Annotated in this window: 20 protein-coding genes and 1 pseudogene; 15 read left to right on the top strand and 6 right to left on the bottom strand. The window is 61.7% G+C overall.

The window, feature by feature from the left end; translation table 11 throughout:
- Positions 1–37 precede the first annotated feature (37 nt).
- Positions 38–1375 (bottom strand): OprD family porin, encoded by a 1338-nt coding sequence (locus FFS60_RS16515; RefSeq protein WP_137822571.1) that lies wholly within the window; start codon positions 1373–1375, stop codon positions 38–40.
- Positions 1376–2084: 709 nt separating this feature from the next.
- Here FFS60_RS16515 and FFS60_RS16510 point away from each other — a divergent pair.
- Positions 2085–2510 carry an HIT domain-containing protein gene (locus FFS60_RS16510; RefSeq protein ID WP_137822570.1) on the top strand — a complete coding sequence of 142 codons (426 nt, stop codon included), beginning with the start codon at positions 2085–2087 and terminating at the stop codon, positions 2508–2510.
- Between the two features lie 3 nt (positions 2511–2513).
- Positions 2514–2720, top strand: coding sequence for a SlyX family protein (locus FFS60_RS16505; protein ID WP_028627587.1), 207 nt, complete (start codon positions 2514–2516; stop codon positions 2718–2720).
- Positions 2721–2768: 48 nt separating this feature from the next.
- Here FFS60_RS16505 and FFS60_RS28705 read toward each other — a convergent pair whose 3' ends face one another.
- The 5 genes and pseudogenes from FFS60_RS28705 to FFS60_RS16485 all read right to left on the bottom strand — a co-directional run bounded on the left by FFS60_RS28705 (position 2769) and on the right by FFS60_RS16485 (position 6119).
- Positions 2769–2993: a cold shock domain-containing protein gene (locus FFS60_RS28705; RefSeq protein WP_162945915.1), complete on the bottom strand. Its 225-nt coding sequence runs from the start codon at positions 2991–2993 to the stop codon at positions 2769–2771.
- A 54-nt stretch (positions 2994–3047) separates the two neighbouring features.
- Positions 3048–3446, bottom strand: a pseudogene (locus FFS60_RS29255) (cold shock domain-containing protein membrane protein); the annotation flags it as partial.
- A gap of 75 nt (positions 3447–3521) precedes the next feature.
- A complete protein-coding gene (locus tag FFS60_RS16495; RefSeq protein WP_028627589.1) occupies positions 3522–4589 on the bottom strand; it encodes a GGDEF domain-containing protein in 1068 nt (355 codons plus the stop codon).
- A gap of 106 nt (positions 4590–4695) precedes the next feature.
- Positions 4696–5166, bottom strand: coding sequence for a Dps family protein (locus FFS60_RS16490; protein WP_028627590.1), 471 nt, complete (start codon positions 5164–5166; stop codon positions 4696–4698).
- Between the two features lie 134 nt (positions 5167–5300).
- The gene (locus FFS60_RS16485; protein WP_137822569.1) at positions 5301–6119 is read right to left on the bottom strand and encodes an SDR family oxidoreductase; all 819 of its coding nucleotides are present in this window, start codon (positions 6117–6119) and stop codon (positions 5301–5303) included.
- Positions 6120–6391: 272 nt separating this feature from the next.
- Here FFS60_RS16485 and aspS point away from each other — a divergent pair, with 272 nt between their 5' ends.
- The 13 genes from aspS (at position 6392) to queE (ending at position 17531) form a co-directional block, all read left to right on the top strand.
- Positions 6392–8167, top strand: coding sequence for an aspartate--tRNA ligase (gene aspS / locus FFS60_RS16480; RefSeq protein WP_028627592.1), 1776 nt, complete (start codon positions 6392–6394; stop codon positions 8165–8167).
- Positions 8168–8228: 61 nt separating this feature from the next.
- Positions 8229–8978, top strand: a complete 750-nt coding sequence (locus tag FFS60_RS16475; RefSeq protein ID WP_028627593.1) for a YebC/PmpR family DNA-binding transcriptional regulator — start codon at positions 8229–8231, stop codon at positions 8976–8978.
- A 137-nt stretch (positions 8979–9115) separates the two neighbouring features.
- The gene (ruvC, locus tag FFS60_RS16470; RefSeq protein WP_028627594.1) at positions 9116–9640 is read left to right on the top strand and encodes a crossover junction endodeoxyribonuclease RuvC; all 525 of its coding nucleotides are present in this window, start codon (positions 9116–9118) and stop codon (positions 9638–9640) included.
- A gap of 21 nt (positions 9641–9661) precedes the next feature.
- Positions 9662–10267 carry a Holliday junction branch migration protein RuvA gene (gene ruvA, locus FFS60_RS16465; RefSeq protein ID WP_028627595.1) on the top strand — a complete coding sequence of 202 codons (606 nt, stop codon included), beginning with the start codon at positions 9662–9664 and terminating at the stop codon, positions 10265–10267.
- 6 nt (positions 10268–10273) lie between these two features.
- On the top strand, positions 10274–11326 hold the full coding sequence (ruvB, locus tag FFS60_RS16460; RefSeq protein ID WP_137822568.1) for a Holliday junction branch migration DNA helicase RuvB: 1053 nt from the start codon (positions 10274–10276) through the stop codon (positions 11324–11326).
- Positions 11327–11419: 93 nt separating this feature from the next.
- Entirely contained in the window at positions 11420–11866 is a 447-nt protein-coding gene (gene ybgC / locus FFS60_RS16455; RefSeq protein WP_028627597.1) for a tol-pal system-associated acyl-CoA thioesterase, read from the top strand.
- Between the two features lie 2 nt (positions 11867–11868).
- Complete coding sequence (gene tolQ, locus FFS60_RS16450; protein ID WP_028627598.1) at positions 11869–12564, top strand: protein TolQ; 696 nt, start codon at positions 11869–11871, stop codon at positions 12562–12564.
- Positions 12565–12598: 34 nt separating this feature from the next.
- Positions 12599–13057 carry a protein TolR gene (gene tolR / locus FFS60_RS16445; protein ID WP_028627599.1) on the top strand — a complete coding sequence of 153 codons (459 nt, stop codon included), beginning with the start codon at positions 12599–12601 and terminating at the stop codon, positions 13055–13057.
- Positions 13057–14070 carry a cell envelope integrity protein TolA gene (tolA, locus tag FFS60_RS16440; protein ID WP_028627600.1) on the top strand — a complete coding sequence of 338 codons (1014 nt, stop codon included), beginning with the start codon at positions 13057–13059 and terminating at the stop codon, positions 14068–14070. Before tolR ends, tolA begins: the two co-directional genes overlap by 1 nt.
- Entirely contained in the window at positions 14067–15371 is a 1305-nt protein-coding gene (gene tolB, locus FFS60_RS16435) for a Tol-Pal system beta propeller repeat protein TolB (protein WP_028627601.1), read from the top strand. The genes tolA and tolB overlap by 4 nt, the downstream gene beginning before the upstream one ends.
- A 57-nt stretch (positions 15372–15428) precedes the next feature.
- Positions 15429–15926, top strand: coding sequence for a peptidoglycan-associated lipoprotein Pal (gene pal, locus FFS60_RS16430; protein WP_028627602.1), 498 nt, complete (start codon positions 15429–15431; stop codon positions 15924–15926).
- 6 nt (positions 15927–15932) lie between these two features.
- Entirely contained in the window at positions 15933–16757 is an 825-nt protein-coding gene (gene ybgF / locus FFS60_RS16425; RefSeq protein WP_137822567.1) for a tol-pal system protein YbgF, read from the top strand.
- A 126-nt stretch (positions 16758–16883) separates the two neighbouring features.
- Complete coding sequence (gene queE, locus FFS60_RS16420; protein WP_137822566.1) at positions 16884–17531, top strand: 7-carboxy-7-deazaguanine synthase QueE; 648 nt, start codon at positions 16884–16886, stop codon at positions 17529–17531.
- The last annotated feature ends 50 nt before the right edge of the window (positions 17532–17581 follow it).

The raw sequence follows: 17581 nt of genomic DNA, 5'->3' as shown, positions 1-17581 counted from the left end.
CGGGTTTCTTTTATCACTTACGTGTACGCGAGGGATATTACAGGATATCCAGCGGGTACTCGGTGATCACACGGATTTCGTCGTTGGCGGTGCCGCCAGCGGAGCCGAAGAAGGCCATGTCGTTGTTAGCGCGCCAGCTGGCGTGACGAATACGGATGGACAGGTCTTTAGCAGCACCTTCCTGAACCACGTATTTGGCTTCGATGTCGCGTTCCCATTCCTTGCCATCTTCGCCGATTGCACCAGCGAAGGCGCCATTCGGGTCGGCCTTGGTGCCGTCAACGTCTTCACCGGTGATGTAGCGAGCCATGAAGCTCAGGCCAGGTACGCCGTACTCAGCCATGTTCAGGTCGTAGCGAACCTGGATGGACTTCTCGTTCGGGCCGTTGAAGTCGGAGTACTGAACGGAGTTGGCCAGGTAGATGGAGTCGCCGGAGTTCTGGCCGTCCATCGCGATGTAGTCAAAGGGCTCGTCGCCATTGTTCTTCTGGTAGGCCAGGGTGAACTTGTGGGCGCCGATGGAGTAGGCGGCGGCGGCAGACCAGGCGGTGCTGTCGAGATCGCCAGCCAGGGCCTGACCTTCGTCCAGGGTGCGGTAGACGTTGAAGTCCAGGTTCAGCGCTTGGCTGTCGCTGAACGGAATGTTCCAGTTCAGGTTGCCGTAGTACTGGCGCCAGATGTCTTCCAGCTCGGAACCATACAGGCTAGCGCTGACGTTGTCGGTGAAGGAGTAGGAACCGCCCACGTAGTCGGCGCTATCACTGGCGATGCCAGTGTAGGTGGTGGTGATTTCGCCGTGGCTGTTGGTGGAGGAGCTGCCGTCACGGATGGAGGTGAAGTGGCCGGCGTCGATGTTCAGGCCTTCGATCTCGCTGCTCAGCAGCTGGAAGCCTTCAGCAGAGCCCGGGAACATACGAGCGGTACCGGTAGCGAATACCGGAGCGGTCGGGAACAGGTTGCCGTATTTCAGCTGGGTGTTGGACACCTGCATTTTAACGGAACCACCCGCATAGGAGTAATCGTCCTGGGAGCGACCGTCAGAGCCGGTGGGGAGCAGGCCGGTACCGTTGGTGCCGTTGCCGCTGTCCAGCTTCAGGCCCAGCATGCCGTGGGCATCAACGCCGAAGCCAACAACGCCTTGAGTAAAGCCGGACTCATACATGGCGCTGATGCCATGGGCCCATTCTTTACGGTAGTTCTGGCTGGTGGAAGGGTTGTTACGGAAGTCGCGGTAGAAGAAGAAGTTCTTGTTCAGAAGAGTCAGATTGCTGTCTTCTACGAAGCCCTTGGACTCTTCCTGGGCGCTGGCAAAAGCCAACTGCATGCTACCGGCGGTCACGGCCAGAGCCAGTGCGCTCCACTTCATCACTTGCATTGTGATTGCTCCTTTGGTTTTGAAGATTCTCGCCGCTTTCTTAATTTATGGAAGGCGGTTCTTTCTTTTTGTGTCGGCGCTAACTTATAGCACGGCGACAATTATGGCGATAGTTGAAACCTAGTCCTTACGATTTCTTCACAGTGCTGTCGCAAATCGAAAAGACCTGTGTCGCATATCTATAGGTTCAGCCTTGCATCCCTTCATCCCCTATGTATCCGAGGCACTATGCGGGTGCGCGTCCATTGGAGTTGTTGCCGTTCCCGCGTGTGGCCTGGCACCTGTTAAGCAACAACCGTGCACAAACTGGGGCGGGCGGAAAGAAAACCTCCCTTACCCACGTGGTGCGGTCGTTCCAGCTTGGCCAATGCCTGATCCCTGCATGCTTGGAGCGGAAAGTCTCTGCCCCGAAATGAGGCGCTTTGTACGCTGGGAGGCTATTGACAGGCAATCGCGCCAAAGCCTCGGATGGCCAAGGGTTGCGGCTTCGCTTGTGGAGAGTAACCCGAGTGTGGCGAGAGGTAACGAAACGCGGGATGTGCGCGATTCTGGTGCGCTGTATCGCTTCGCTTCCTTATATATAGGTGGCGGGACGCTCCGAGTTCCGCTCACCGCGCGCCTTGGCTATGCTGCGCGCCCCTGCGCTGGTGGTATGGCTGCGGCAGGGTGCTAATCTCGAATTCCCTACCGTCGAACAGGAGAGGCCAGTATGTTCGCCCTGGACCCAAGACTTCAGCAGGACGCCCTGCCCATCGGTGATTTTCCCCTGTGCCGCCTGCTATTGATGAACGATGCCCAGTACCCGTGGTTCATTCTGGTGCCGCGTCGCGAGGAAGTCAGTGAGCTGTTCCAGCTCGGCGCTGACGAGCAGCGTCAACTCTGGCAAGAGACCGCTTTCCTGGCGGAAACCCTCAAGGACACCTTCGGGGCCGACAAGATGAACGTCGCCACGCTGGGTAATGTGGTCAGTCAGTTGCACATGCATGTAATCGTGCGGCGCCGTGAGGATGTGGCCTGGCCTGCCCCGGTCTGGGGGCGCCATCCGGCTGTGGCCTATTCAGCTGAGGATGTGGCTGCCATTCGCGCCAAGCTGCGCCTGGTACTGGCCGATGATTTCCGCTTCGTGGAGGAGTGAACCATGAGTTTGGAGCTACGCATTGCTGACCTGGAGAGCCGACTGGCTTTTCAGGATGACACCATCCAGACCCTGAACGATGTACTGGTTGAGCAGCAGAAAGCGGTAGATCGCCTGCAGCTTCAGGTGGCGGCACTGGCCAAGCGCCAGGAGGAGCTGCTTGGCCAGTTCGGCCCTAGCGAGGACGAGGCGCCCCCGCCCCATTACTGATCGCCCATGAAACAGGCCGCCAATTGGCGGCCTGTTTCGTTGTTGCTATCAGCGTCGGCTGGGCAGTGCGGCAATCACGTCTTCGGCCTGCAGGCCTTTGTCCCGCTGGATCACCGAGAACTCCACGCGCTGGCCTTCGATCAGCACGCGGTGGCCTTCGCCGCGAATGGCGCGGAAGTGCACGAAGATGTCATCCCCGGAGTCACGGGAGATGAAACCGAAGCCCTTTGAGGTGTTGAACCACTTCACGGTGCCGGTTTCGCGGTTGGACATGTCCTGGGGCAGTAGCGGTGCCTGGGTTACCTTGCGCAGGTTGATGGCCAGATGAAGTGCGACGCCGAGAATCACCGCAAGGAGGCTGACGAGGACGGCCGGCTGCTCGCCGATTGTCGGCAGAGGGGCCAGAAGAATCAGGGTCTGCAGGATCACTGCCAGCACCAGCAGGGCGGAAACCAGGTTCTGCAGCTGGTTGTGAAGGCCCTTGGCCCAGGCAGGAACCACCGGCGCCAGCAGCAGGTTAAGCAGGCCGCAGAAGGCCAGGTAAAGCGCATCGGGTTGTTGCAGGTAGGGGAGGGCGTCAGCGCGCAGGCTAGGAATGAAGGACAGCAGCAAAGCGGCAGCGCCCGTCAACAGATGGACGATTTTCAGTATGTTCAATGGATTCACCTTGGAAACGGAATCTCTAACGGAAGAGCCGGGCCACGCGAGATGAAGAGGGCATGCCATCGGCCTATGCCGCAGGTCGCTGGATCGACCTGCGGCACCGGCTGTATTTAACAGGAAAGGAGAGGGCTACTCAAATCAAGCGGTTAGCGCTTCTTCCGTGGCTGGCGGATGCACCTGGTTGCGGCCATTGCGCTTGGCCTGATAGAGGGCGTCGTCGGCCCGGGTGATAAGGCTTTCCAGGGTGTCGCCGGGTTCCGCCAGGGCCAGGCCGAAGCTGGCGGTGATCGTGTCGAGCACTTGATCTGTGCGGCGGACTTTCACGCGCAGTGCTTGCATTTTGTTGCGCAGTTTCTCGGCAAAGGTCCGTGCAGCGTCCAGGTCCTGGCAGTCACGCAGTACCACACAGAACTCTTCGCCGCCGTAGCGACCGGCCATGGCGCGCGGTGGCAACAGCTCCCGCAGCAACTGTCCTACGTGCTGGAGCACGCGATCCCCCAGTGGATGGCCGAACTGGTCGTTGAATTGCTTGAAGTGGTCGATATCCAGCATCACCAGCGCCAGGCCTTCCTGGCCGCCTTTCAGGGATTGCTCCAGCAGGCGAGTAAATGCCTGGCGGTTGAACACCTGAGTCAGGCCGTCCAGGGTGGCGGCCAGCTGCGCGCGTTCCAGTTGGTTGCGCAGGTTCTGGATTTCCGCCTGTGCAGCGCGCAGGCGATAGAGGAACTGCTCCTGCTGTTCCTGCATCAGCTGGGTGCTTTCCTGGAGATGGTTCAGCACGCTGGGTAGATCGTCGATGATGGGTTCGTGCAGGGCGGCCAGCCCTGCAGTCAGGCTGTTCTGGTAGGCCTGGCTGCCATTGACGCTGCGGCTGACGTCGCCCTCGATGTCGTCTACCAGGTCGATGACCTGTTGCTGGCCATGACGCGCCTCGTCCAATTCTCCGCGAATGATGTATTCGCGGAACAGCTTGATGGCCGACTCCGGCGGGAAGATGTCGAAATCGTTGGTGATCTTGTCCAGTCGGCGGTTGAGGTCCGGCTCCACACCCTTGCTGTAGGTGTACCAGAGGGCGTAGTGCACCGGGTTTGGCGGTATTGCATGGCGCACCATGTGAGGAATGGCCTGCTTCAGCAGGTCGGCCGCCTCACGGGTTTCTTCGGGGAAAAGCTCAAGCAGCGACGGATGTTTCGGAGGCTTGCTCATGCACTTCACTGTGGCGAGATTTCGAATTGCCAGAGCATAGATCAGGCGGGCTTTCGCGCATAGCGAAAGGCCCGGCTATCCCGGGCCTATTTTATGTGCCTGGAGGTCAGGCGGCGAGCAGGCTGCGGAGCATCCATGCAGTCTTTTCGTGGACTTGCATGCGCTGGGTCAGCAGGTCGGCGGTGGGTTCGTCGCTGACCTTGTCCAATAGCGGGAAAATGCCGCGGGCGGTACGCACGACGGCCTCCTGGCCTTGGACCAGTTGCTTGATCATGTCCTCGGCGGCCGGTACGCCTTCTTCTTCCTTGATGGAAGACAGGCGGGCGTAGGCAGCGTAGGTGCCGGGCGCTGGGAAGCCCAGAGCGCGGATACGTTCGGCGATGGCGTCCACTGCTAGGGAGAGTTCGTTGTACTGCCCTTCGAACATCAGGTGCAGGGTGTTGAACATCGGCCCGGTGACGTTCCAGTGGAAGTTGTGAGTCTTGAGATAGAGGGTGTAGGTGTCGGCCAGCAGGCGGGACAGACCCTCTGCGATGGCGGCGCGATCCTGTTCCGCGATTCCGATGTTGATTTCCATACCAGTTCTCCTCTCGGTAGCTTGTGGCCCGGACCGGGGCCGTGATGGGCAAAGCCTAACACGGGGTGCGTAGGGGGTAGCCTTGTCTTCTATCAATGAAGGCGATGCTTAGAAGTCATTGGTCTGCACGGGGTTCAACTCTTTTTCAGCAGTTTGCCCAGCAGGCGAGGGTAGTTGGCAGGTAGCAGGCGTTGCAGGTGGTCGAGGAAGCGGGCATCGGCACCGACCATGATGCGCGGCTGACCGGCCTTTATGCCCTTGATGATGATCTGTGCGGCTTGATCCGCAGAGGTGCGCGCCAGTTTGTCGAAGCGGGCCGCAGCCTTGGTGGCGTCGGTCCTGCCATCGATGCCCTGATAAAAGCGCGCCGAGCGGGCGATGTTGGTTCGGATGCCCCCTGGGTGGACGCAGCTGACCTTGATCGCGGTGCCGCAGAGTTCCTGACGCAGCGCTTCGGTGAACCCGCGCACCGCGAACTTGCTGGCGTTATAGGCGCCCTGGGTGGGCAGGCTGACGATGCCGAAGATGCTCGACACGTTGATGATGTGGCCTTCGCCCTTGCTCAGCAGGTGAGGCAGGAAGGCCTTGGTACCGTGGACCACGCCCCAGAAATTGATGCCCATCAGCCACTCGAAATCGTCGTAGCGAAGCTCGGCGATGGTCTGGGATACCGCCACGCCGGCGTTGTTGATCACAAGGTGGGCTTGTCCGTGGTGGGTCAGCACATTGCCGGCGAAGGCATGTACGGCGTCGCGATCGGAGACGTCCAGTGGATGGGTCGAGAGTTGCAGGCCATCTCGACGCAGCGGCGCGGCAGTGGCTTCGAGGCCCTCGACATCTATATCCGCAAGAGCGAGGTGGCAGCCCTGGTCGGCCAAGTGGTTGGCCAGGGCGCGACCGATACCGGAGCCAGCCCCCGTGATTACTGCGACTTTCCCTGCAAGCGATTGCATCTCCGCTCCTTCCTTATGTGCTTCGCGTCCGTCCGTCGGGCGAGTGTTGGCGAGATTAGACACTGCCCCGCGGCCCAGCAAGCGACCCCGCTCTTGATCAGGGCTTGCGGGGTGGCAGGGCAGGCGGCTGCGCGGTGACAATTTACGCTATATAATCCCGCTCTTTGCCGCGAACCCCGGCCTGTCCGGCAGGGGGTTGCACCTCCGCCGGATGCTCTGCCGTCCTTCGGTGGGCGGACGAACTCACGACTCAAGAGAAGCGAAACACGACCATGATGCGCAGCCACTATTGCGGCCAACTGAACGAGAGCCTGGACGGCCAGGAAGTCACCCTCTGCGGTTGGGTACACCGCCGCCGCGACCACGGCGGGGTCATTTTCCTCGATATCCGTGACCGCGAAGGCCTGGCCCAGGTGGTGTTCGACCCGGATCGCGAAGAAACCTTCGCCCGCGCCGACCGCGTCCGCAGTGAATTCGTGGTCAAGATCACCGGCAAGGTCCGCCTGCGTCCGGAAGGCGCGCGCAACGCCAACATGGCGTCCGGCGCCATCGAAGTGCTGGGCTACGAACTCGAAGTCCTGAACCAGGCCGAGACTCCCCCCTTCCCGCTGGACGAGTACTCCGACGTGGGTGAAGAAACCCGTCTGCGCTACCGCTTCATCGACCTGCGCCGTCCGGAAATGGCAGCCAAGCTCAAGCTGCGCGCGCGCATCACCAGCAGCATCCGCCGCTATCTGGACGAGAACGGTTTCCTCGACGTGGAAACCCCGATCCTGGGTCGTCCGACTCCGGAAGGTGCCCGTGACTACCTGGTGCCGAGCCGCACCTACCCGGGCCACTTCTTCGCCCTGCCGCAATCGCCCCAGCTGTTCAAGCAGCTGCTGATGGTGGCCGGCTTCGACCGCTACTACCAGATCGCCAAGTGCTTCCGCGACGAAGACCTGCGTGCCGACCGCCAGCCGGAATTCACCCAGATCGACATCGAGACCAGCTTCCTGGATGAAAGCGACATCATCGGTATCACCGAGAAGATGGTGCGCCAGCTGTTCAAGGAAGTGCTGGATGTCGAGTTCGACGAGTTCCCGCACATGCCGTTCGAAGAAGCCATGCGTCGCTACGGTTCCGACAAGCCGGACCTGCGTATTCCGCTGGAGCTGGTTGACGTTGCCGACCAGCTGAGCGCAGTGGAATTCAAGGTCTTCTCCGGTCCGGCCAACGATCCGAAGGGCCGCGTTGCCGCCCTGCGCGTGCCGGGTGCCGCCTCCATGCCGCGCAGCCAGATCGACGACTACACCAAGTTCGTCGGCATCTACGGTGCCAAGGGTCTGGCCTACATCAAGGTCAACGAGCGCGCCAAGGGTGTCGAGGGCCTGCAGTCGCCCATCGTCAAGTTCATCCCCGAAGAGAACCTCAATGTGATCCTCGACCGCGTCGGTGCGGTTGACGGCGACATCGTGTTCTTCGGCGCCGACAAGGCCAAGATCGTCTGCGACGCCCTGGGCGCGCTGCGTATCAAGGTCGGCCATGACCTCAAGCTGCTCACCAAGGAGTGGGCGCCGATGTGGGTCGTGGACTTCCCGATGTTCGAAGAGAACGACGATGGCAGCCTGACCTCGCTGCACCACCCGTTCACCTCGCCCAAGTGCACTCCGCAGGAGCTGGAGAGCAATCCGGCCGCGGCCCTGTCCCGCGCCTACGACATGGTGCTGAACGGCACCGAGTTGGGCGGTGGCTCCATCCGTATCCACGACAAGTCCATGCAGCAGGCGGTATTCCGTGTGCTGGGCATCGACGATGCGGAGCAGGAAGAGAAGTTCGGCTTCCTCCTCGACGCCCTGAAGTACGGTGCCCCGCCGCACGGTGGCCTGGCCTTCGGCCTGGATCGTCTGGTGATGCTGATGACCGGCGCTTCGTCGATCCGCGAGGTCATCGCCTTCCCGAAAACCCAGAGCGCTGGCGACGTCATGACCCAGGCTCCGGGTGCTGTGGATGCCAAGGCCCTGCGCGAGCTGAACATCCGCCTGCGCGAACAGGCCAAGGCCGAGTAAGTAGAACCAACCCGAGACGGCGCCAGAAGGCGCCGTCCGTTCAGAGAGTACGGAGTGAGTTATGGCTGGTCATTCCAAATGGGCCAACATCAAGCACCGCAAAGAACGCCAGGACGCCAAGCGCGGCAAGATCTTCACCAAGCTCATCCGTGAGCTGACGGTAGCCGCCAAGCACGGCGGTCCGAGCCCGGCGGACAACCCGCGTCTGCGCCTGGCCGTGGACAAGGCGCTGACTGCGAACATGACCCGCGACACCATCGATCGGGCCATCGCTCGCGGTGCCGGTTCCAACGACGCCGACAACATGGTCGAGCTGAGCTACGAAGGTTATGCGCCGAGTGGCGTGGCCATCATCGTCGAAGCCATGACCGACAACCGTAACCGCACCGCGGCCGAAGTGCGTCACGCCTTCAGCAAGTGCGGCGGCAACCTGGGCACCGATGGCTCGGTTGCCTACATGTTCGATCGCAAGGGTCAGATCAGCTACGCCCCGGGGGTCAACGAAGAGGCTCTGATGGAAGCGGCGCTGGAAGCTGGCGCTGACGACGTCGTGGCCGAAGAAGACGGTTCCGTCGAGGTCTACACCACCTTTGCCGACTTCCTCTCGGTGAACGAGGCCCTGACCGCAGCTGGCTTCAAGGGCGACGAGGCCGAGGTGGCGATGATCCCGTCGATCACCGCGCCGATCGCCGATCTGGAAACGGCGCAGAAGGTGTTGAAGCTGATCGACATGCTGGAAGACCTGGACGACGTGCAGAACGTCTACCACAACGCTGAAATCTCCGACGAGATCATGGAGCAACTCGGCTGATTGCTTGCGTGATCCCGAAGCCGGAAGTCGCCCCCGTGCGCTTCCGGCTTTTTTGTTGGTGGGCCGGTCCGTATACTCGCGGCTGGATAAATAAACAGTGTGCTGGCCTTGGGTCAGCTCGTGGAGCTTGCGGCGGCATGACCCTGATTCTTGGTATCGACCCCGGCTCGCGCATCACCGGCTACGGTGTGGTTCGCGACACCGGGCGCGGCTGCGAATACATCGCCTCGGGCTGCATCCGCACCGGCGCCGGTCCGCTGCATGAACGCTTGCAGATTGTCTTTCGCGGCGTGAGCGAGGTCATTCGCACCTTCGAGCCCGTGACCATGGGCATCGAACAGGTGTTCATGGCGCGCAACGCCGATTCCGCGCTCAAGCTGGGCCAGGCTCGGGGTGCCGCCATAGTCGCGGCAGCCGAGGCTGGCCTGGAAATCGCCGAGTACACGGCCAGTCAGGTCAAGCAGGCCATCGCTGGAACCGGCGGCGCCGACAAGCAACAGGTCCAGATGATGGTCATGCACCTGCTCAAGCTGGTACAGAAGCCGCAGATCGACGCCTCGGACGCTCTGGCCATTGCGCTGTGCCATGCGCACCACCGGCAGAGTCTGATTCCCCATGGTCTGGCCACCGCCAAGCGGCGGGGCGGCCGTCTCCGTTTGTAATCAATACATAGGACGCTATTCGTGATTGGACGCCTGCGCGGCAACCTGGCTGAGAAGCAACCGCCGCACCTGATTCTCGACGTCAACGGCGTGGGATATGAGCTGGAAGTGCCCATGACGACTCTTTATCGCCTTCCGTCGGTAGGTGAGCCGGTGACCCTGCACACCCATCTGGTGGTGCGCGAGGACGCCCATCTGTTGTACGGCTTCTTCGAGAAACGCGAGCGTGAGCTGTTCCGTGAGTTGATTCGGCTGAACGGGGTCGGCCCCAAGTTGGCCCTGGCCCTGATGTCCGGCCTGGAAGTGGACGAGCTGGTGCGCTGTGTGCAGGCCCAGGATACGTCGACCCTGGTGAAGATTCCCGGTGTCGGCAAGAAGACCGCCGAGCGCCTGTTGGTGGAACTCAAGGACCGCTTCAAAGCCTGGGAAAGCATGCCGGCCATCGCCACCCTGGTGGTCGAACCCCGGGTTGGCGTGGCAGTCTCCAGTGCCGAGAGTGATGCCTTGGCCGCGCTTATCGCTCTTGGCTTCAAGCCGCCGGAGGCCAGTCGCGCGGTGTCCGCCATCAAGGAAGACGGGTTGTCCAGTGAAGAAATGATCCGCCGCGCCCTGAAAGGAATGGTGTAAACCCGCATGATCGAAGCCGACCGCCTGATCACCGCCAGCAGCCGCGACCGCGACGAGCAGCTGGACCGTGCCATCCGCCCGCTGAAACTGGCCGACTATATCGGCCAGCCGGTGGTGCGCGAGCAGATGGAGCTGTTCATCCAGGCTGCCAAGGGGCGGAGCGAGGCCCTCGACCACACCCTGATTTTCGGCCCGCCTGGCCTTGGCAAGACCACGCTGGCAAACATCATCGCCAGTGAAATGGGCGTGGCCATCAAAAGCACCTCCGGCCCTGTGCTGGAACGCCCGGGCGATCTGGCAGCATTGCTGACCAACCTGGAAGCCGGCGACGTGCTCTTCGTCGACGAGATTCATCGCCTCTCGCCCATAGTCGAAGAAGTGCTCTACCCGGCGATGGAAGATTTCCAGCTCGACATCATGATCGGCGAGGGCCCGGCAGCGCGTTCCATCAAGCTTGACCTGCCACCCTTCACGCTAGTGGGCGCCACCACGCGCGCAGGCATGCTGACCAACCCATTGCGCGACCGCTTCGGCATTGTCCAGCGCCTGGAGTTCTACAACACCCAGGACCTGGCCACGATCGTAGCCCGATCCGCCGGCATCCTCGGCCTGCACATCGAGCCCGAGGGGGCCTTCGAGATTGCCCGTCGCGCCCGGGGTACGCCGCGTATCGCCAACCGCCTGCTGCGCCGGGTGCGCGATTTCGCCGAAGTGCGCGGGCAGGGGGAGATCACCCGCGTCATCGCCGACAAGGCCCTGAACCTGCTGGATGTTGACGAGCGTGGCTTCGACCACCAGGACCGGCGTCTTTTGCTGACCATGATCGACAAGTTCGACGGCGGTCCGGTGGGTGTCGACAACCTGGCTGCGGCCATCAGTGAGGATCGTCACACGATCGAGGACGTGCTCGAGCCCTACCTGATCCAGCAGGGCTACATCATGCGCACGCCACGGGGGAGGATGGTGACCCGTCATGCCTACTTACACTTCGGGCTGAACCTGCCCAAGCGGATGGCGGAAAATCCGACAGCCGATCTGTTCGGCTCGGGTGACGAATAGACGCTTTCGTGGTCGAAGCGCTCGGCAAGGACTGAGCCATGAAAAAAACAGTTGCCCCGACGGATTGGCAACCTTAGGAGTAAGCACTAGAGTATGCGCGCGCAAAATGGGGCCCAGCCATTCCAGCATCGTTGTCGTGTCTATTACGAGGACACTGATGCTGGTGGCATCGTCTACTACGTCAATTACCTCAAGTTCATGGAGCGGGCTCGTACCGAGTGTCTGCGCAGTCTGGGCTTTGCCCAGTCGGAGCTGGCCGGGGAGAACCTGCTGTTCGTCGTGCATTCGGCCGAAGCGCGCTATATGGCGCCCGCGAAGCTGGACGATGAGCTGGATGTCAGTGCCGAGGTAATCGAGTTGAACCGTGCCAGCCTGCGTTTTCGTCAACAGGTCAGGCGAGCTGCCGATGGCGCATTGCTATGCGAAGGGCAGTTCCTGATTGCCTGTGTACGTGCCGACAGTTTGAAACCCCGGGCGATTCCCGAAGCGCTGCGTTCAGCCTTCGCCGCCGACCCGGGTCTATTCCCAGCAGGAGATTAAGCGTGGAAGCCAACGTCGTCGACCATACCTCCATGTGGAGCCTGATCAGCAACGCCAGTATCGTGGTGCAGCTGGTCATGCTGACCCTGGTGGCCGCCTCGGTCACCTCCTGGATCATGATTTTCCAGCGCAGCAACATGCTGCGCGCCGCCAAGAAGTCCCTGGAGACCTTCGAAGAGCGTTTCTGGTCCGGTATCGACCTGTCCAAGCTCTACCGTCAGGCCGGCAGCAATCCGGATCCGGACTGCGGCGTCGAGCAGATCTTCCGTGCCGGCTTCAAGGAGTTCTCCCGACTGCGCCAGCAGGCCGGCGTGGACCCGGACGCCGTGATGGAAGGCGTTGCCCGTGCAATGCGCGTGGCCATTTCCCGTGAAGAAGAGAAGATCGAGCAGAGCCTGCCCTTCCTCGCGACGGTGGGTTCCACCAGCCCTTACATCGGCCTGTTCGGTACCGTATGGGGCATCATGAACTCCTTCCGCGGCCTGGCCCAGGTGCAGCAGGCGACCCTGGCCACTGTGGCACCCGGCATCGCCGAAGCGCTGATCGCCACCGCGATCGGCCTGTTCGCCGCGATTCCGGCCGTAATCGCCTACAACCGCTTCTCCGCTCGTGGTGAGACCCTGATCAGTCGTTACTACACCTTCGCTGACGAGTTCCAGGCCATCCTGCACCGCAAAGTGCACACCAGCGACGAGTAAGTCGCCGGGCCCCTGAGAGGAAAGGTTTAAAGCCATGGCCAGAACCCGCCACAAACGCAAACCGGTCGCCGAGATGAACGTCGTGCCTTACATCGACGTCATGCTCGTGCTGCTGGTGATCTTCATGGTCACCGCGCCCATGCTCAACCAGGGCGTGAAGGTCGACCTGCCCAAGGTCTCCAGCGAGGCCTTGCCGCAGGACAACGACTCCCGCGTGCTGACCATCTCCATCAAGGCCGACAAGACGTACTACTGGAACATGGGCGAGGAAGTCGACCCCGACCAGGGCAAAGGCAGCGAAACCGCTACTGCGCTGCCGCAACTGGTACAGACGGTCACTGCGATCATGAGCCAGAACACCAGCCAGGGTAAGAAAGTGCAGGTCTTCGTGCGCGGCGACAAAGCCGTCGACTACGGCTCCGTCATGGCCGTCATGGGCGGCCTGCAGCAGGCCGGCGTGGGTAATGTCGGGCTGATCACCGAGGCGCCCTGATGCAACAGCAGAGCGAACGCTCCTCCTCGGAAAGCTATTTCTGGCCGACTGTCTGGGCCGTGTCCCTGCACGCGCTGATGTTCGGCATGCTGTTCGTCAGCTTCGCTTTCACGCCGGAATTGCCGCCATCCCGGCCCATCGTGCAGGCCACCCTGTACCAACTGAAGTCTCAGAGCCAGGCCACTACGCAGACCAACCAGAAGATCGCTGGTGAGGCCAAGAAGACTTCTGCACCGCAGTTCGAGACCGAACAGATGGAGCAGAAGAAGGCCGAGGAACAGAAGATCGCCGCGGCCAAGGCGGCGGAACAAAAGAAAGCCGAAGAGGCTCGAAAGGCCGAGCAGGCTGAGAAGAAGGCCGAGGAGGCCAAGCAAGCGGCCGAAGCCAAGAAAGCCGACGAAGCGAAGAAGGCAGAACAAAAGAAACTCGCCGACGTCGCCAAGAAGAAAGCGGAAGAGGAAGCCAAGAAGAAGGCTGCCGAAGACGCCAAGAAGAAAGCCGCGGAAGAGGCCAAGAAAAAGGCGACGGCCGAAGCAGCCAAGAAAAAGGCTGCCGAGGATGCCAAGAAGAAAGCCGCCGCCGATGCTGCGAAAAAGAAGGCAGCGGAGGAGGCCAAGCGTAAAGCTACCGAGGACAAGAAAGCCGCGGCGCTGGCTGAGTTGCTTTCCGAGGACGTCGGTCGCCAGCAAGCACTGGCTGATGAAGTGGGCGACCAGGTCGCGGGCAGTCTTGATGACCTGATCATCAAACTGGTCAGCGAGCAGTGGCGTCGTCCGCCATCGGCGCGTAATGGCATGAGCGTAGAGGTACTGATCGAGATGCTGCCCGATGGCACCATCACCAACGCCAGTGTCACTCGCTCCAGCGGTGATGCGCCCTTCGACAGCTCGGCCGTGAGTGCGGTCCGCAGCGTCGGGCGCATTCCCGAGATGCAACAATTGGATCGCGCTACCTTTGACCAGATGTACAGGCAGCGCCGCATCATCTTCAAACCGGAGGATTTAGGTCTGTGAAAACCCTGATTCGTATCGCCCTGATCGGAGTGGCCATGCTGGTCGGCTCTGTCCAGGCCGCCGACCCGCTGGTGATCACCAGCGGTACCGACCGGGCAACCCCGATCGCCGTGGTGCCCTTTGGCTGGCAGGGCGGTACCGTGCTGCCCACCGACATCTCCGAAGTCGTCGGCAACGACCTGCGCAACTCCGGCTACTTCGAGCCGATTCCGCGCCAGAACATGATCAGCCTGCCGAGCCAGGCCAGCGAAGTCATCTACCGTGACTGGAAGGCCCTGGGTGCCCAGTACGTGCTGGTAGGCAGCATCGTTCCGGCCGGCGGCCGTCTGCAAGTGCAGTTTGCCCTGTTCAACGTCACCACCGAACAGCAGGTCTTGGCCGGCAACGTCAGCGGTACCAACGACCAGCTGCGCGACATGGCCCACTACATCGCCGACCAGTCCTTCGAGAAACTCACCGGCATCAAGGGCGCATTTTCTACCCGCATGCTCTACGTGACCGCTGAACGCTTCTCGGTGAACAACACCCGCTACACCCTGCAGCGCTCCGACTACGATGGCCAGCGCGCCGTAACCCTGCTGCAGTCCCGCGAGCCCATCCTGTCGCCGCGCTATGCACCCGATGGCCGTCGCATCGCTTATGTCTCCTTCGAGCAGAAGCGCCCGCGCATCTTCATCCAGCACATCGATACCGGTCGCCGTGAGCAGATCACTAATTTCGAAGGCCTTAACGGCGCCCCGGCCTGGTCGCCGGAAGGCAACCGCCTGGCGTTCGTGCTGTCTCGCGATGGCAACCCGGAGATTTATGTGATGGACCTGGGAAGCCGCCAGATGCGCCGTGTGACCAACAACATGTCGATCGACACCGAACCCTTCTGGGGCGCGGATGGCCAGACCATCTATTTCACCTCGGATCGTGCGGGCAAGCCTCAGATCTACAAGGCCAACATCAACGGCGGCGAGCCGCAGCGCGTGACCTTCGTGGGCAACTACAACGCCAACCCGAAACTCTCGGCTGACGAGAAGATGCTGGTGATGATCCATCGTCAGGATGGCTTCACCAACTTCAAGGTGGCTGCCCAGGATCTGACCCGCTCGGGCAGTGCTCCGCGCATCCTTTCCGGCACCTCGCTGGACGACTCGCCCACTGTTGCGCCCAATGGCACCATGCTAATCTACGCAACTCGCCAGCAGGGGGGCGGCGTACTGATGCTCGTGTCTACAAACGGGCGCGTACGGGTCCCGATTCCCACAGTTCAGGGCGACATTCGCGAACCGTCCTGGTCGCCGTACCTGAACTGAAGCGGTCACAAAAAATACCTTTGCTAAACACACCTGGGGTTCATTAGGAGTTACATGATGGAAATGCTGAAATTCGGCAAGTTTGCCGCTCTCGCTCTGGCCATGGCCGTAGCTGTTGGTTGCTCGTCCAAAGGCGGCGAAGGCACCGGTGAAGGCGCTGTTGACCCGAACGCTGGCTACAATGCCGGTGGCAGCGGTGTAGACGGCAGCATGAGCGAAGAAGCCGCTCTGCGCGCTATCACCACCTTCTACTTCGAGTACGACAGCTCCGACCTGAAGCCGGAAGCCATGCGCGCTCTGGACGTACACGCCAAAGACCTGAAGGCCAACGGCAACCGCGTTGTCCTGGAAGGCCACACCGACGAGCGCGGCACCCGCGAGTACAACATGGCTCTGGGTGAGCGTCGTGCCAAGGCTGTTCAGCGCTACCTGGTTCTGCAGGGCGTTTCCCCGGCTCAGGCTGAACTGGTTTCCTACGGCGAAGAGCGTCCGGTTGCCACTGGCAACGACGAGCAGTCCTGGGCGCAAAACCGCCGCGTAGAACTGCGTAAGTAATTCGCGATGCGCAAGTCCAGTCGTGCTCTGACTTTCCTGGCCCTCTCCAGTTTGCCGTTCTCGGCGCTGGCTGAGGTTCCCGTGGTGGATAACAACGCCGGTTACGGCACCAGTTACCCGCCGGCCGGTTACGGCACGACTGGCGCTGCCTACGCCGGGACAGGGGCCCCAGCGGCCCCTGTCTCAGCGCAGGGCGAGCTGTTCATGCAGCTCCAACAAATGCAGGAAGAGATTGCTCGCCTGCGCGGCATGCTCGAGGAGCAGCAGTACGAGATCCAGCGCCTGAAACAGGAAAGCCTGGAGCGTTACCAGGACCTCGATCGCCGTGTTTCCGGTGGTGCCGCCGCCGGCGCACCGGTAGCCCCGAATTCTCCTGCCGCTGGCGCCCCCGCTGCCAACGGCGCCCCAGCCGCTCCCGCGCAGCAACCGGCTGCCAGCAGCGAACCGGGCGACCCCGCGAAGGAAAAGCTCTACTACGACGCGGCCTTCGACCTGATCAAGCAGAAAGACTTCGATAAGGCCAGCCAGGCCTTCAACGCCTTCCTGCGCAAGTACCCCAATAGCCAATATGCTGGTAACGCGCAGTACTGGCTGGGGGAAGTGAATCTCGCCAAAGGCGACCTGCCTGGCGCCAGTCAAGCCTTTGCCCGCGTTGGCCAGGCCTATCCGCAGCATCCGAAGGTGCCGGATTCCCTGTACAAGCTTGCGGATGTCGAGCAGCGCCAGGGCAACACTGCCAAGGCCAAGACCATCCTTCAGCAGGTGGTCACTCAGTTCCCCGGCAGTTCCGCTGCGCAGCTCGCTCAACGCGACCTGCAACGCCTGCCCTGACTTCGGACCGCCGAATCACGAAAACCCGCGCCAGTCGCGGGTTTTTTCGTTAGAATCGCCGGCCTCCAACCTTCATTCCCGCAACGGAGGCGGATGGCCTGTTTAGCCGTCACGCCCGTGGCTGATATGCATCAAACCCTGCGAATTACCGAGATTTTCTACTCGTTGCAGGGGGAAACACGTACCGCCGGATTGCCGACGGTTTTCGTGCGCCTGACCGGCTGCCCCCTGCGTTGTCAGTACTGCGATACCGCCTACGCGTTCAGCGGCGGCGAGATCATGACACTCGACGCCATCCTCGAACGCGTTGCCGCCTTCAAGCCGCGCTATATCTGCGTCACTGGCGGTGAACCGCTGGCCCAGCCGAATTGCATCCCGCTGCTGCAGCGCCTGTGCGATGCCGGTTACGAGGTCTCCATCGAAACCAGTGGCGCCCTTGACGTTTCCGCTGTGGACCCGCGGGTGAGCAAGGTGGTCGACCTGAAAACCCCCGGTTCAGCCGAGGTCGGTCGCAACCGCTACGAGAATATCGCCTACCTGACGGCCAACGATCAGGTGAAGTTCGTCATCTGCTCCCGCGAGGACTATGACTGGGCGGTGTCCAAGCTGATCGAGTACCGCCTCGAGCAGCGCGCCGGCGAGGTGCTGTTCTCTCCCAGTCATAAGGAAGTGAGCGCGCGCGACCTGGCGGACTGGATCGTGGCCGACAACCTGCCGGTGCGTCTGCAGCTGCAGCTGCACAAAATCCTCTGGAGCGACGAGCCGGGTCACTGATCCGGCGCGATTGCGCACCTTGCCTGCCTGTGCCTTGGGTACGAGGCAGG

The organism is Pseudomonas sp. D(2018), assembly GCF_005502555.1.
GTDB lineage: Bacteria > Pseudomonadota > Gammaproteobacteria > Pseudomonadales > Pseudomonadaceae > Metapseudomonas > Metapseudomonas resinovorans.
Note: the sequence above shows the minus strand (reverse complement) of the source record. Positions and strands in the feature narration are given on the sequence as shown.